We start from the raw sequence: 14782 nt of genomic DNA on the forward strand, positions 1-14782 counted from the left end.
GCGGGCGTGCCTCGGCCGGTCAGCGCCGCTTTCCACGACCGCCGGGAGATTTGGCTCCACGAGGCCCGCTTTGGACCGGCGTGTTGTGCTGGTTTTCGTCGGACAGTTTGCGCCAGCGGGCAAGGCGCTCCGGATCGAGCGTTCCAGCCTTCAGCGCAGCCTGCACCGCGCAGCCCGGTTCGTGGACATGGGTGCAGTCGCGGAACTTGCACAGCGGGGCAAGCTCGGTGATTTCGGCAAACAGCGTGTCGATGCCATAGGCGACGTCGCTGACCTGCAGCGTGCGCATTCCCGGCGTGTCGATTACCCAGCCGCCGCCGGCAATGGCGTGCAGTGATCGCGCGGTGGTGGTGTGGCGTCCCTTGGCATCGTGTTCGCGAATGCCGGCGGTCTGTTGCGGCAATTGCTGCGCCGATCCGGCGAGCGTGTTGACCAGCGTCGATTTGCCGACGCCGGAGGAGCCGACCAGCGCCACCGTCTGCCCCGCGCCGCACCAGGCGGCGAGAGCGGTTGCGGCATCTGATGTACGAGGGTTTAGCATCACCACGGCCAGTCCGCGCTGAAGTGCCGTAGCCTGCTTTTGATACACCTCGGCGTCTTCGGCCGTATCGGCCTTGGTCAGCAGGATCACCGGCGTCGTTCCGGCCTCGTTGGCCAGCGCCAGATAGCGCTCGAGCCGGGCGATGTTGAAGTCGGCATTGCAGGAGGTGACGATGAACAGCGTGTCGACATTGGCCGCCGCCAGCTGCGGGGTCCTGCCACCCTGGGTGCGGCGCTCCAGCACCGTCTTGCGGGTCAGCCGGCGGTGCAGCAGATGGTTTTGGCGCTCGACAAGCACCCAGTCGCCGACGGCGTAGTCGCCGGTGTTGGCATTGGCCGGCAGCGTCAGATCCGTTGACCCTGTCTGAGACAGGCCGGTCAGCCGGTCACGGTGCACCGTGGCGATGCGCGTCGGGACGAGGTTTTTCTCATGCGATTCAAGCTGGTCGCCGAAAAAATCCGTCCAGCCCAGGCTTGCAAGCGACATTGAGGCGGGGTCCGTCACGGTTTTGACCAGGGCGTCGCAGACATCGGACAGTATCCTTGGCAAATGAGCGCGGACAACAGCTCTGAGGATCAGGCGATGATCCGAGCCGTTCTATGGGCGGCGTGGCGGGGTTTGGCAAGCATTTCGCGGAGAAGGCCGGGTTTGGACGGTTGAGCTGAGGGCCGGAGGAATCGGGCGCGTTGTCGCCGCCCGGCGATCGTCACATCTGCACCGACATTCCGCCGTCCACGGTCAGGACATGGCCGTTGACGAAGGAAGCCGCGTCGCTGGCAAGGAAGAGGGCGGCGCCGGCGATTTCCTGCGGCTGTCCCCAGCGCTGCAGCGGGACCCGCTGGCGGGCGAAGGCGAGCATATCGGGATTTTCGGCAAGCGCTGAGTTGGTTTCTGTTGCGAACATCCCCGGTGCGATGGCGTTGCTGGTCACCCCGTGTGCGCCATACTCGACGGCCATGCTGCGCATCAGGCCGGTCAGCCCCTGCTTGGCGGCGGGATAGATGGCATCGCCGGACCGCGCCATCTCGCCGGAGATCGAGGTCACGGCGATCAGCCGGCCATGACCTTGCGCCTTCATGATTTCCGCCGCGTCGCGGGACAGAGAGATCGCCGACAAGAGATCGGTCCGGATCAGTTCAAGAATCTCGTCGTCGCCGAAGGCGGCGAGCGGCCGCCTGTCACGGGCGCCGACATTGTTGACGAGAATATCGAGCCGGCCGTGGGTCTTGCGGATATCGGCGATCACGGCGCGGCCTGCCTGCATGTCGGCCATTCCAAAGGTCGCTGCCTGTGCACTGCCGCCGCCCTCGGCAATGGCGGCGACGGCACTGTCGAGCGTTGCAGCGGTGCGTCCGGTGACAACCACATGGGCGCCGGCCTCGGCAAAGGCACGCGCGATCTCGAAGCCGAGCCCACGCCCGCCTCCAGTGATCAGCGCCACGCGTCCGGCCAAGGAAAATCGGTCGAAAATGCTCATGTCGGGCGAGCCTCATTGTGCACAGAAATGCCCGCGACCGGCATGAACCCGGTCGCAGGTTTGATCTCTGGCGGATGCGATCAGAGCCGCTCGGCCCGGATCTTCAGGATCTGGTACAGCATGTTTCGAATGCGCTGCCAAACGGTCAGTCGCTTGATCATGCCTTCCCCCTCCTTTTGCTCGCTGATGTCTCTGCCCGTTCAGATGATCTGTGCCGCCAGTGCGACGCCGACCAATGAGGTGCCGATGCCTGCCGTGCGGATGGCGCCCGGCCAGCGCCGAAGCGTCAGGGCGGCCAGCGCACCGGTCGCGTGCAGGGCCGAAGTGGCGGCCACGAAGCCAACCGCGTAGGCGATGCCGCTGGCCGTCTCGGGAATCTCGAGGCCGTGGGCATTGCCGTGGAAGAGCCCGAACAGGGCAGCCAGCGATGCGGCGACGGCCAGAGGCAAGGGTCTGGCAAGCGCCATTATGGCGCCAAACACCACCAGCGACAGAGCGATGCCGGACTCCAGCGACGGCAGACCGATCCCGGTGATGCCGAGCAAAGCGCCGGTGATCATCGCCGCGACAAAACATGATGGCACGACGACGATGGCTTTGCCGCCGGTCCGGGCGGCGACGATGCCGACAGCCATCATGGCAAGCAGGTGGTCGATGCCGACCAGCGGGTGTCCAAGGCCGCTCATAAAGCCGTGGACATGGAAGCCGCCGCTGTGCGCGAAAGCCAGGGATGGCGTGAGGACTGCGGTGACGGTCAGGGCAAGCCTGGAAAGCGTTGTGTTCATCGGTCTGGACCTGTTTGAAAGGGGTGTGATCGGTTCGAAGCCGGGGCTCATTGTCCGGATCCCGGCATGGCGAATTGCGCGGCACCGGATCGGTCGGCAAGAAGCCGCGCCTGACCGAAATCGAGAGGCCTTTGTCCGGTGCCGTCATGGTAGACGAAGGCCAGGCGCCGCCGTCGCGACGTCAGTTTCGCGGGTAGCGGATGATAGGTCACGCCGGCACCGCCGATCAGCGGCATGACGGCGCCGACATCGACCATATCCTGCGTCTCGACGCGCAGAAGATGCAGCCGCACGCCGTCGGCGGTTTCGCCGACAAAGGGAATTCCGGCGAGGCGCAGGAAACTGGAGGGATCGGGCGCCCGTGAAAATCCTTCGAGAAAGGCGATCTCGACGAGGTCGAGATCCGTCGTCCTCGGGTCGGCGGGTTCGGGCGCGTGGTCGTGCGGCAGGTGCGGCGTCTGCCATTGCAACGGCTTGCCCGCCGGCCCGTTATGGCCGACCGAGTGCGGATGATGATGGTGACCGTTCGGCCCATGGTGATGGCCGTAGCCATGGTCATGGCCGTGGTGATGATGATCGTCGTGCATGGTCAAAAACTCGTCGGCTTGTCGATGATGGATTTGTGCTTGCCGAGATTGCCGTGGGCGACCATCGAGCCGAGCGCCTCGACGACAACGCGCACGCCAAACAGCGCCGTAATGTCCGACGTGTCGTAGGGCGGCGACACCTCGACCACTTCCAGTCCGCAGATGCCGGGCGCCGAGACGAGCCCGAGCAGCTTCAGCGCTTCGCGAGGCAGGAAGCCGCCGGGCTCCGGCCAGCCCGTGCCGGGCACGAAACCGCAATCGATGCTGTCGACATCGAAGGAGATGTAGACCGCGTCGGTGTCCTTCCATGCGAGCTCGAGCGCGATCTCTGCCGCCTTCTCCAGCCCCATCTGTTCGATGTCGGAAATCGTCAGCACGTTGGTGCCGCGCTTCCTCGCCTCGGCGACACCGTAGCGGGGCACCTGCCAGCCGCCGATGCCGAGCTGCACCAGATTGGTGGCCGAGACGTTCGGCAGGTTGGTCGCCCAGTACCAGGGCGTGGTGTGCATGCGCTCGTCGAGATCCTTTTCCTGGATGTCGATGTGGCGGTCGAAATGGATGATGCCGATGCGTTTGGAGGTCACGTCGGCAATGCCGCGCACGCACGGAAATCCGATCGAATGGTCGCCGCCCAGCATGATCGGCAACGCGCCGGACGAGGCGACATGGCTGACGCCCTTGGTGATCTGGTCGAAGCTCTTTTCGAGATTGGCGGGGATGGTGAAGACGTCGCCGGCGTCGCACAGGGTCATCTGCTCGCGAAGGTCGACACCGAGCTCGTAATTGTACGGCGTGTAGAGCGCCGAGATGCGGCGCATGCCTTGCGGTCCGAAGCGGGTTCCGGGCCGGTAGGTGGTGCCGCTGTCGAAAGGAATGCCCATGACGGCGGCGTCATATCTGCCGACATCGCGGACATTCTCGACATAGGGCGCCTTGAGGAAGGTGTTGATGCCGGCGAAATGCGGCAGCTCGCCGCGAGCGAATGTCGGGATCGACTTGTCGATGATCGAATCCGATCCCGGCAGGCCCATGTCCAGCGCCCATTTCTGTTCCTTGCGCCAGCCGTCCTCGGGCAGCTTGCCTTCCGCCTCGATCGACTTCCAGCCCTGCATGTCGCGGATTTCGAAGTTCGGATGGTGGAATCGCTGGCGTGGCTGGCGATCGGTGAGCCCGGCGCGGCGGTGCCGGCGTTCTGGGATGTCTGTGTGCATCAAAAAACCTCCTTCACGACGCCGTCGTCGCAATTGCGCTATCCAGTCGGGTCGTCCCGACCATCGCGGCCACTTTGGCCACGTCTTGTGCGGAAGCCCGGTTCTTGCGGTCGAGCTTCAGATCGTAGGTGATCGTCGCGCCATAGGCGGACGGGAACTGGGGGTCGTGGCGGACCTTGTCGAAGACGAGCACGCGGGTGCCGAGCTTGAAGGCCTCGCCGATATCGTGGGTAACCATGACGACGGTCATGCCGTGCTCGGTCCACAGCTCGGTCAGCAGTTCGTGCATCTCGACGCGAATGCCGGGATCGAGCGCGCCGAACGGCTCGTCGAGCAGCAGGATCTGCGGCCGGCCGAGCAAGGTCTGGGCGATCGCCAGCCGCTGCTGCATGCCGCCCGAGAGCGAAGCCGGATAGAGGTCGCGCGCATGGGCGAGGCCGACGCGCTCCAGCATGGTTTCGGCCTGTTGCCTGGCGCTTTTGCGCCTGGCGCCGAAGACGCGGCCGAACGGCCCGCCGGAGCGAAAGTCCTCGACCAGCAGCAGGTTCTGCATGGCAGTCAGATGTGGAAACACTGAATAGCGCTGGAAGACGATGCCGCGTTGCGGCGTCGGTTCCGGCACGATCGGCCGGTCGCCGACGACGACCACACCGCCGCTCTGCTGTTCCTGGCCGAGCAGGATGCGCAGGAAGGTCGATTTTCCGCAGCCGCTGGCGCCGACCAGCGACAGGAACTCGCCGGCCTCGGCGGTGACATTGACGCGCTCCAGCACGCGGGCATCGCCGTAGCTCTTCTCCAGCCCATGGACGACGATGCGGCTCATCTGTTTTGCACCGGATGCGCCCAGGGCGAGATGAGGTGCGAGAGCCGGACGAGCAGCCAGTCGGTGATGACGGCAAGCAAGGTGATCCAGGCGACGTAAGGCAGGATCACGTCCATCGACAGATAGCGGCGAACGAGGAAGATGCGGTAGCCCAGTCCCTCGGTGGAGGCGATGGCTTCGGCCGCGATCAGGAACAGCCATGCCGGTCCCAGTGCCAACCGCACGCAGGTGATGAGGCGCGGCATGACCTGCGGCAGCACCAGCCGGAGCACCATGGTCCAGCTGTTGCCACCCAGTGTCTGCGCCTTGGCGACGAGTTCAGGCGGCAATTCCATCACCCGGTTGGCGATGTCGCGCACCATGACCGGTGCGACGCCGACGGCGATCAAGGTGATCTTGGCGGTTTCACCGAGGCCGAGCGCGATGAACAGGATCGGCAGCAGCGCCAGTGGCGGGATCACGCAGACGACGGTGACAAAGGGCAGCAGAAAGGCCCTGACGCGTGGGATAAAGCCGATGGCGACGCCAAGGCAAAGTGCGGCGAGCGTGGCGACACCGACGCCTGCGAACAGCCTGATCAGACTGGCAAACGTGTCGGCCCATAGAATCAGGTCGCCGGAACGCTTGTCCGGCACCGTCGCCAGGTCGAAAAAGGCCGACCACATCTGTGCCGGGGAGGGCAACAGCTTGTCGCTGGGATTGACGGCCAGTCTCTGCGCCGAAGCCAGGAGATAGGCGATCGCCACGGCGGCAAACGGCAGCGCCCCAAGCAGCAGGGCTCCGCCGCGCGAGACCGTCGCGTTGATGAGGCGAAGCCGCACCCTCGGCCTGCGCCGGGGCGGGGGCGCGACGTCAATCCCCGTCTCGGGCACAGTGTTCATGGTGCCGGTGCCTCTGGCCAGCATGTCGCGCCCTACAGCGTTCCAGCCGCCGCCAGGGCCATGTAGGCCGGATCGAAACGCAATTTGAGGTTCTTGGCGTCGCCCAGCGTCGAGCCGTCGGGGAAGCTCATGCCGATCACGTCGACGCTCGGTGCATTGGTGCCGAGAATGCCGTGGCTGAACAGGAAGTTGCGGACCAGATCCATCGTCTTCGGCAGTTCGGTGCCGTTGGTGAATGCGACCGCCTTGGCCGGCTCGAAGAACATCGCCGTCGATGCAAGCTGGGCGTCGAAGCCGGCAAGATCCGTACCCGATGCCTTGGCCATCTCTTCCTTGGCCGCCTTGCCCTCGGGCGTGCCGGAGGTCATCAACGCCATCGCTTCGTACCAGGCGCCGACCAGCGCCTTGCCGAGAGCCGGATTGTCCTTCAGCGTTTCGGTGTTGACGACCATCATGTCGATGATCTCGCCGGGAATCTGCGTCGAATCGAACACTTTGTGGGCGCCCGGCATGGCGGCAATTTCGGAGACCAGCGGATTCCAGGTGACGACGGAGGTGACGTCGCCGGTGCCATAAGCAGCGACCATGTCGGCGTCGGACGTGTTGACCACGGTGATGTCCTTCTCGGCCAGCCCGACCGTGTCCAGCGCGCGCGCCAGCAGATAGTGCGAGACCGAGAGCTCGACGAGATTGACCTTCTGGCCGGCAATGTCCTTGAGCGCCGACTTGTTCTTGAGGATGACGGCGTCGTTGCCGTTGGAGAAGTCGCCGACGATCAGTGCGGTGGTATCGACGCCGCCGCCAGCCGGGATCGACAACGCATCCATGTTGGTCATCGAGCAGCCGTCAAAGCCGCCGGCGGTGTACTGATTGATGCTTTCGACATAGTCGTTGATGCGGGTGATCTCGACATTGATGCCGTATTTGTCGGCCCATTTCTTCATGATGCCGCTGTCGGAGAGAAAACCCCAGGGCATCCAGCCGACATAGATCGACCAGCAGATCTTGAAGTCCTTCTTGGGCGCCGCTTGCGCGGCCGAGATGAAGGGAAGGCTGAGTGTTGCGGCGAGGATGATTGCGGCCAGCTTGCGAAGCATTGCGTACCCCTGTTTGCGATCCGGATTGCGCCCGGACGTCTGTTGGGGGTTCACGGAGCGCGCATCCGGGAGAGGTTCGCGCCAGCAAACCCGTGCAGGGTTCTCCCGGGATTTTGGCCCGCCGTGTTCCGCCGGATGCTTCAATGCACCCCTGGCGGTCGCGTCTCTTGGACCAGCGCCGTGGTCGACACGGCCGGAACCCTAGACGCTCTGCACATCAACAACGAAGCAAGGGGCATGCCAGTCCGGGAATACCGGCCTGAGGCCGTTTTCTCCCGGATCTGAAGGCAATCGCATCATCGGATGGCGCAAAAATCATCGCAGCGCCGTCAGATTAGGCAAACGGATGCGCACGGTCTGGGCGGCCGCTTGGCAGCCGGCGAGCAGCAAGCCAGGGAGCGCGCCAGGTCGTCTTCCGGGCAGGAGGAGGAAGATAGCCGGCGCCGCAGGGGGCGGGGTTGGGATTGGGGTTTCCCGAAGCGCCGGCCAAGCGGAAATCAAGTCCGCTGCAGGACCAAGCTAACAGAGGTCGGGCCAGTTGATATAGCGTGATCGCGGAACTGGCGGAGAGAGCGGGATTCGATTTTCGGCCGCAAGCCAAGCAAACCAAGACTTTCAGCGAATGTTGCCACACAGAATGTTACGCCAGCGGTGCGGACATGAGCCGGCCAGCCGCCCCCTTTGTCACCGGATTTCGTCGCGATGGATTCGGAGTTAATTGTGAAGATGTGACAATTGAAATCCAGTTTCGTGTTCGACGCCGGATAGCTGCGATTCCGCTGACCGGAACATGTCTTCGAACTGCAGCTCGCTTTCAAACACCACGCCGCCGACGCTGATAGCCAGGGCATCCTCGGTTCCTTTTGGCGCGAAATAGACTTGCGCCACGCGGGTCCGGATACGCTCGCCGATTTCCTTGGCGTCGTCTTCCGTCGCGCCGGGCAGAAACACTCCGAACATGGACGTTCCGATGCGACCGACCAGATCTTCCTTGCGCACCGATGATTGGATCGTCGCGGCTATCAGCCGTAAGGCTTCGTCTCCCCAGCCGAGACCAAAGCGCAGATTGATGGACCTGATATGTTCGGGGTGGATGACCAGGAAGGCGCCCGACCTCGGACCCGGCGCTGACGGTCTTGTTGTTCGCCTTTCAACCATCGACGTGAAGACCGCCCCGTTCAGGCAGCCTGTCAGGCTGTCAAAGGTCGCCGACTTGTTGAGTTCCTGTCGATAACGACGGCTCTCAATCTGCTTCAAACCAATGAATAGAAAAACCGGGACACCAACGACGACGGGCAACAGAACTGCCGTGATCATGCTTCGGCCAAAGGGCGTCAGCCCTTCGGCGAACAACAGCAGATAGTTGAGGACAAGAGAAACGCCCAGAATTCCCGCGGTTCCGAGAAAGGTCAGCCATGCGACGCCTTTCCATGCCTGGGCGGAGGTGTTCGCCATCGCTTTTGTCACTAACCGATCTCCTGTCAGATAGGCTGGTATAAGGCCGGTTAGTTACAATTTTGGCTTGAAGAAACAATAAAATTTGATGAATTGGGCCGAATAGCCTCTAACCAACTGGCCACAAGGCAAGCTGAAATTGCCCAGAGGAAAATTGCGTCCTGGCAGGTAACTAGATCATTAGTGTCACCTGAACAACCGTCGCACGGTTCCCTTGTCCGGCTGTGTTGCTCCAGTTCCGTCCGGTGATGATGGCATGGAGGTTCAAAAGGACGAGCTGACTATCGAGGCGGGCCGAATATGCCCATCTCCGCGCGTCTGGCCGTCGCCTCCGCCTTGCCGTAGATGCCGCTCGGCAAGGCCGTCGCCCAGCCGTTGGAAACAAGCCAGGCGCCGACGTCCTGCTTGCCCAGCTTGCATGGTGCGGCAATGGTAAAACGGTCGATTTCCGGTGGCACGAAGCATTTAAGCGCCCGGCCGCGCAGCCAGGAATTGAAAGCTGCGCGTGCACGCTGACCGCATGGCCAGGAGGCGACATCGTGAAGCGAGCAGGTCTTATCCGGATCGACGCTCTGGACTCCACTGATGACCACCGTCCGACCCATGGATTCGAAGATCGCGGACGACGTGGCAATCGGACGGTAAAGCAGGATCTCGCGCCAATCGTCCGGCATCGGCGTTTCCGGGGGCATAGCCAGGCCAAGGTCACTCAGAGGCGGACGCGGCTCAACGCGCTCGATCTCCGACGGGTCGAGTTGCGGCGGAGCGATGAAGTTTTGAGCAATTTTGCGCGCGGGTCCACGCCGTTGAGCACCGGCAATGGCCGCGGCCGGTCGGGTTGCCTGCTTGCCGTCAATAGCCCGAGGCAGGGCCGGGACAGGCTGATCAGCCGAAAGCAAGGCCTTGGCCTGGATGATCAGCAAGGCTCCGCCCATAAGCAGGAGGCTTCCGAGCGCGATCACCAGGTGGTTTCGGCCCAGCCTGGCCATCAGCTCGAGATGGCCCCAAAGGCTTCTTCCGGGTCAGAAACCGGACGTCGATTTGGCGACCAGTTTGAGCGCACCCTTTTGAACCTGATAAAATGGCATCGATCGTTCACTGGATCCATCCGCCCGAAACCGAAACAGGCCTGTCGATCCGCGAAACCCGCTAGGATTTTCGAGAACCTGCTTGCTGAAGCCACCAGGCCCGACTGCGCTGGCAATTCCCGCGGTCAGGGCAACCATATCATAGGCGTAGGCGACATTGGTGTCGGCAGGGTAATTGTAGGTCGTCTTGAAACGGTCTGCGATCGGCCCGGTTTCGCTCGGATCGAGCGTGGCGATATAGGCACCCTCGAACAGCGGTTCCATCGGATATTCCAGCCAGCGGTTGGTTCCGACGACTGCGATCGCCTTCCCCGGAATGCCTTTCGATTTCAACGCGGCAAGGATCTGCGACGGGCTGTCGTCGCCGCTGGCAACGATGACCGCGTCGGGCGTGTCCACGAGCGAGCCCAGGTCGGCGACCGCCTTGGTGCCGCCGTCGCCTGCCGAATACGGCAGTGTGACCGCCAGCGTCGCGCCATAGATGCTGAGGCTGTTGGCGACGCGCTTTTCAACGGCGCTGGCATTCGCGCCGGCTTCGACGAGCAGCACAAACTTCTTCAAGCCTTTCGCCGCGATGCCTGCGGCGCCCGCGGCCGCGCTGTCGGCCTCGCTGAGACACACGGCATAGACGCCCGGACCACCGGCGAAATTGTCGGCGAGCGCCAGGACCGGTGGTCGCGTCGACCCCGACAGTTTGGCGATGTGCTGGGCCGCCGGCAGTTCGGCAGGGCCGATAACGACTTTCGACCCCGTGGTGATCGCCTTCACGGCCAAATCGCTGGCGTGCGCGCTGTCACCTTTGGTGTCCTCGACCGTGACCGTGAGCAGTGCATTGCCGAGATCCGCCATCGCGAGCTTGGCGCCATCGAGCATCTTCCTGCCGTTTTCCCCCTCGGTTCCGGCAGCGGACAAAGGCAGCAGCATTGTAATTTTCGTTGACCCCGTGCCGAGCGACTGGGTCGCCTGGGCCGGACCGGCCACAGTGCCGCCGGCTTGCGCTCCAGGTGCGGTGATCGCAGCTGGATCAAGAGCATCGGAAACGCTGCCTTTCGACTGGCAACCCGACATTAGTACAGCGAGTGCAAATGCGATCGCCCCTGTCCGCAGACAACGGACCTGTCGGCCAGCTTGCATGAATGCTCCACCCTATATGCCGCCGGGTGTTCTTCCCGGTCTGATCGTCAACTCATCCTACGGCGGACTTGCATCGCCGTCTCGTAATTCCTGGGTCACGGTTCAGCCGTCGAAGAGCCGGCCTCTGAGCGCCTTGATCCGGCTCGCTTGCCCCGCACTTCGATAATCGGCGCATTTCATGTATCGCGGCCCGGGAACGAACACCCGGCGCACGCAAACCCTTTTTCCCTGGGGAGGGGCGCTGTCGTTCCCTTCGGCTGAAAATGCGGAGAAGCCGAATGTCGCCACCGGCAAAGGCCCGGTCACCTCAAACCCTTCCCTTACCAGAATTGCACGCGCGCGCCGGCAGTAGCGGACCGAAAGCTCCGAGAACCGGCTTTCATTGTGCCCGGCGCGATACTTCATGACCGTCGTGCACAGGTCGCCGGCGGCGATCCTGTTCGCCTGCGCAAGATATCTTACGCCGAGCGCGATATTGGTTGCGGGCACGCCGAGTTCATCGAGCGAGCCTCGAAAGCCAAGCATTCGCGCCGTTGCCGGCATCACCTGCATCAGGCCGACTTCGCCGTCTGCGCCCTGCACGTCGGGATCGAATCCGCTCTCGATTTCCATCACGGCATGCGCCAGCACCGGCTCCAGGCCGTAGATCGATGCCTGACAGCTGGCAAACGCCTTGAACGTCTCTCGTGTCCATTGCGTGGCGGCATCACAGCGAACGGGCAGTGTCGGATGAGACGGTTGGTATCTCCCCGCCAACGGTCGTTCCAACCAGTTGGCGTGGGCTTGTGTGGCAATTTGGCTAAAACCAACCAACGCGATCGCGCTCAAGATTGGTCCGTCGGCCATCATTGTCAGCCAACCGGCGCGCCTTTGCCCTTCCGGTCAGTGCATGTACTCGACCATGCGGTCGTGGAAGCACTCGCACTTGTTGAGGGTGTCTTCGTCCTTGTAGTTCGTCTTGAGGTAGCCGTAGGCCATGCCGCAAGCGACCTTGGCCTCCGATGCCCAGACGAAGACGGGCCGGGACGAATTGATCCATTCCGAGCTGTTGGCGGCGGCAACCGATTCGTCCATCAGCTTCACCACCTGCTCCTTCAGATCGACGATGTTGTCGTTCAGCACCAGGTTGGACGTCCCCACGGTGCGGCAATAGTCGACCGACGGACCTTCGATGATGTCGGCGGCATAGCCCGTCGACCCGACTGCCAGCAACAGCGTCGCAGCGGAAACCAGCAGTCTTGCAGAACGTTTCATGATGAGCTCCCCTAGATATTAGCAATGTATAACATGGTCGCGTGGCCACGCGCCATGCCGTTAAACCACGTTTGCCGTCGTCGTGTGCTGGGATACGCCATCGTCGTAGAGCAGCGTGATCGTGCTGGCGATCGGCGCGTTCGTCAATTCGGCCACCGGTACGAAATTGGCCGGATTGCCCGAACCACTGGTGTCGACACTGAGGATGTGCGTCCCCGAATCATAGTTTACAAAGTTGCCGATATCGCCCCCACCGGGAGCGGTGTCGAACAGCGCGGTCAGATCGATCTTATCGCCCTCGCCACCATTGAAGTCGGTGATGAGATCCTTGATGTCGAGATGATCGAGTTTGAACGTGTCGGCGCCAGTCCCGCCGGTAAGCGTGTCTTGGCCGAAGCCGCCGATCAGAAGGTCGTTGCCCGCACCGCCGGCAAGCGTGTCGTTGCCACCGCCGCCCCAAAGTGCGCTTCCGGCGCCGTTGGCAGTCAGCGTATCGCCAAAGTTCGAGCCGATCGCGTTTTCGAAGTTGCTGATCGTGTCGCCCAGCGCGCCTGCACCGCCGACGATCTGAGTCAGGAGGTTGATCGTGACCAATCCGGTTGCGTCGCTGTAGTCGACGGTATCGCCCAGGCCGGTTCCACCGTTGAGGGTGTCGGCTCCGGAACTCGCGTGAATGACTTCCGCGGTCGTGCTGGTGCCCGTCTCCTGATAGCCGGTGCCGGTATGGGTTCCGACCAGCGAGACGGACAGATTGTCCGAACTTGTGACGGTGTCGCCATCATGGTCGGTTATGCCGAGCGCAAAATTCAGCGTGGTGTCGCTGACGATTGTCTGCGAGTTATAGGTAAGCGACAGCAGAACGACCTTGGTGTCGTCGCCTGGGGCGCTTGCAACGTTCTTTACGTCCACCTCGCTGAAATTGAAGAAGGCATTCGTTCCTGTACCTCCCCAGTGGGCTGCGTCGACAACCAACGGCGTGCCGTCGGTCTGCGTCACATTCCAAGTTGCGGAAGTGGTATGCGTCGCATCCCAGATGGTCACCTGGAAGTGTTCGGACGTATCGTTCCCGCCTTTTCCGATGCCGACCGTTACCTGGCTCTGGAGCAAACCGAACTTGAAGGTAAGGGTTTCGTTCGTGTCCAGGTTGCCGTTGTCTATGCCCATGCCGTTGGCGTTCTTGAACACCTTGTGATCGAGCGCGTTGGGGTCGGAGGAATTGAAGCCGTCAATGAGAACGTCGTAGCCACTGGCCGGAAGCGGATCGCTAACGAAGCTGGCCGCCCCCCCCGCGATCTTCACGAAATCGCCATTACCATTGGGGATTCCCGATACCACATCGAACGTGCTGGTCGACTGCAGGCTGTTCGTCACGAGGTGGAAATCGTAAGTGCCTGCCGCCGAGGCAGTCAGCGTGAAGTATTCGTTGGCACCTGAAGCGGCCAACGCGCTGCCAAGCGTCGTGTATGCGAACATTTCGGACGAATGCGTGGCGGTGTCATAGTGGGTGTATTCGTAGAACGTGTAGAGTGTCGTCGTTCCGCTCTTTACGTCGACCTGGGTCACGGCATCGCCAAAGGCATTGTTCCCCTGGCTGGTAAAGGCATAGGTCAGCCCGCTCGGTGCAGTTCCCATAGCGATGCCAACTGCCGAAGTGAGGCTCAGCCCGTCCGCTCCAAAGGACGGCTGCCAGGTGCCGTGAACGTCGGTATTGCTGACGTTCGGCATGATCGCATCTTGAATGTTGCTAATCGTCGGCGTGTCGTCGTCGACGTTGATCGACAAGGAGCCAGTCGCCGCGTCGCCATCCTTGTCCGTGGTCACATAGTTGACCGTGAACTGGAGATTGTTCTCGTCCAGCCCCGCCGGATGGTCGATCGCATGCAACTGGGTGACCGTGTAGCTGCCCGAGTTGGTGTCGGCGAGTTGGATCAGCAGAACTGCCGTGGCACCTTGGCTGATCGTCAGCGTCTGGCCGCCATTGCTCGCCAACGCCGTGAAGCCGGCCGGGAGGACAATACCCGCCGCCGTCAGCAGCGTCGTACCGGCGCCGTCGGCGCCATAGTTATGCGCCAGCGTTCCCGTCGTGTTTGCGGTGTCGGGATTGACGTCACCGGTACCGCCGACGTTGCCGCCAACCAGCGCATCGTCATCGAGCTGGACCAGCGCGTTCGCCGAGATCGAGGGACCATCGTCCTTGAACACCAGGTTCTGGCCGATGTCGACCGAGGCCGTTGCCGAGTCGCCGTCCTTGTCGGTGATCGTTGCCGTCACCTTGATCAGGTTGTCGGCGCTGAGGGTGGTGCTGTCATCGGGGTTGGCGGTGTTGGGATGGACCACTGCCCTCTGCTGATCGAGTGTCACGTCGCCATTGGCGGTGTTGACGGTCAGCGTGAACACCAGCGCGTTGCTGCCGGCCGTGCGGCCCTCGACGACATTGCCATTGAGGACC

Annotated in this window: 14 protein-coding genes and 1 riboswitch; all 14 genes read right to left on the reverse strand. The window is 62.7% G+C overall.

Features of this window, described 5'->3' with window-relative positions; translation table 11 throughout:
• Positions 1-19 precede the first annotated feature (19 nt).
• Positions 20-1027: a ribosome small subunit-dependent GTPase A gene (gene rsgA, locus AC1DXN_RS23295; protein ID WP_477271421.1), complete on the reverse strand. Its 1008-nt coding sequence runs from the start codon at positions 1025-1027 to the stop codon at positions 20-22.
• A gap of 220 nt (positions 1028-1247) precedes the next feature.
• Positions 1248-2018 (reverse strand): SDR family oxidoreductase, encoded by a 771-nt coding sequence (locus AC1DXN_RS23300; RefSeq protein ID WP_477271423.1) that lies wholly within the window; start codon positions 2016-2018, stop codon positions 1248-1250.
• 200 nt (positions 2019-2218) lie between these two features.
• Positions 2219-2803 carry a HupE/UreJ family protein gene (locus AC1DXN_RS23305; RefSeq protein WP_477271425.1) on the reverse strand — a complete coding sequence of 195 codons (585 nt, stop codon included), beginning with the start codon at positions 2801-2803 and terminating at the stop codon, positions 2219-2221.
• A gap of 47 nt (positions 2804-2850) precedes the next feature.
• Entirely contained in the window at positions 2851-3390 is a 540-nt protein-coding gene (locus AC1DXN_RS23310) for a hypothetical protein (RefSeq protein ID WP_477271427.1), read from the reverse strand.
• Positions 3391-3392: 2 nt separating this feature from the next.
• Entirely contained in the window at positions 3393-4601 is a 1209-nt protein-coding gene (locus tag AC1DXN_RS23315) for an agmatinase family protein (protein ID WP_477271430.1), read from the reverse strand.
• A gap of 13 nt (positions 4602-4614) precedes the next feature.
• Positions 4615-5424, reverse strand: coding sequence for an ATP-binding cassette domain-containing protein (locus AC1DXN_RS23320; protein WP_477271432.1), 810 nt, complete (start codon positions 5422-5424; stop codon positions 4615-4617).
• A complete protein-coding gene (locus AC1DXN_RS23325) occupies positions 5421-6245 on the reverse strand; it encodes an ABC transporter permease (RefSeq protein ID WP_477271434.1) in 825 nt (274 codons plus the stop codon). The genes AC1DXN_RS23320 and AC1DXN_RS23325 overlap by 4 nt, the downstream gene beginning before the upstream one ends.
• A gap of 92 nt (positions 6246-6337) precedes the next feature.
• A complete protein-coding gene (locus AC1DXN_RS23330; protein WP_477271436.1) occupies positions 6338-7402 on the reverse strand; it encodes a putative urea ABC transporter substrate-binding protein in 1065 nt (354 codons plus the stop codon).
• Positions 7403-7502: 100 nt separating this feature from the next.
• Positions 7503-7618: riboswitch (guanidine-I (ykkC/yxkD leader) on the reverse strand.
• 498 nt (positions 7619-8116) lie between these two features.
• Complete coding sequence (locus tag AC1DXN_RS23335) at positions 8117-8869, reverse strand: GGDEF domain-containing protein (protein WP_477271438.1); 753 nt, start codon at positions 8867-8869, stop codon at positions 8117-8119.
• Between the two features lie 269 nt (positions 8870-9138).
• Positions 9139-9846 carry a thermonuclease family protein gene (locus AC1DXN_RS23340; RefSeq protein WP_477271440.1) on the reverse strand — a complete coding sequence of 236 codons (708 nt, stop codon included), beginning with the start codon at positions 9844-9846 and terminating at the stop codon, positions 9139-9141.
• Positions 9847-9879: 33 nt separating this feature from the next.
• Positions 9880-11079, reverse strand: a complete 1200-nt coding sequence (locus AC1DXN_RS23345; RefSeq protein ID WP_477271442.1) for a type 1 periplasmic-binding domain-containing protein — start codon at positions 11077-11079, stop codon at positions 9880-9882.
• 102 nt (positions 11080-11181) lie between these two features.
• Entirely contained in the window at positions 11182-11928 is a 747-nt protein-coding gene (locus tag AC1DXN_RS23350; protein ID WP_477271444.1) for a lytic transglycosylase domain-containing protein, read from the reverse strand.
• Between the two features lie 33 nt (positions 11929-11961).
• Positions 11962-12333, reverse strand: coding sequence for a hypothetical protein (locus AC1DXN_RS23355; RefSeq protein WP_477271446.1), 372 nt, complete (start codon positions 12331-12333; stop codon positions 11962-11964).
• A gap of 60 nt (positions 12334-12393) precedes the next feature.
• Positions 12394-14782: DUF5801 repeats-in-toxin domain-containing protein (locus AC1DXN_RS23360; protein WP_477421674.1), on the reverse strand; the 2389-nt coding region annotated here is incomplete at its 5' end.

It is taken from the genome of Mesorhizobium sp. P2_H9 (assembly GCF_056403215.1).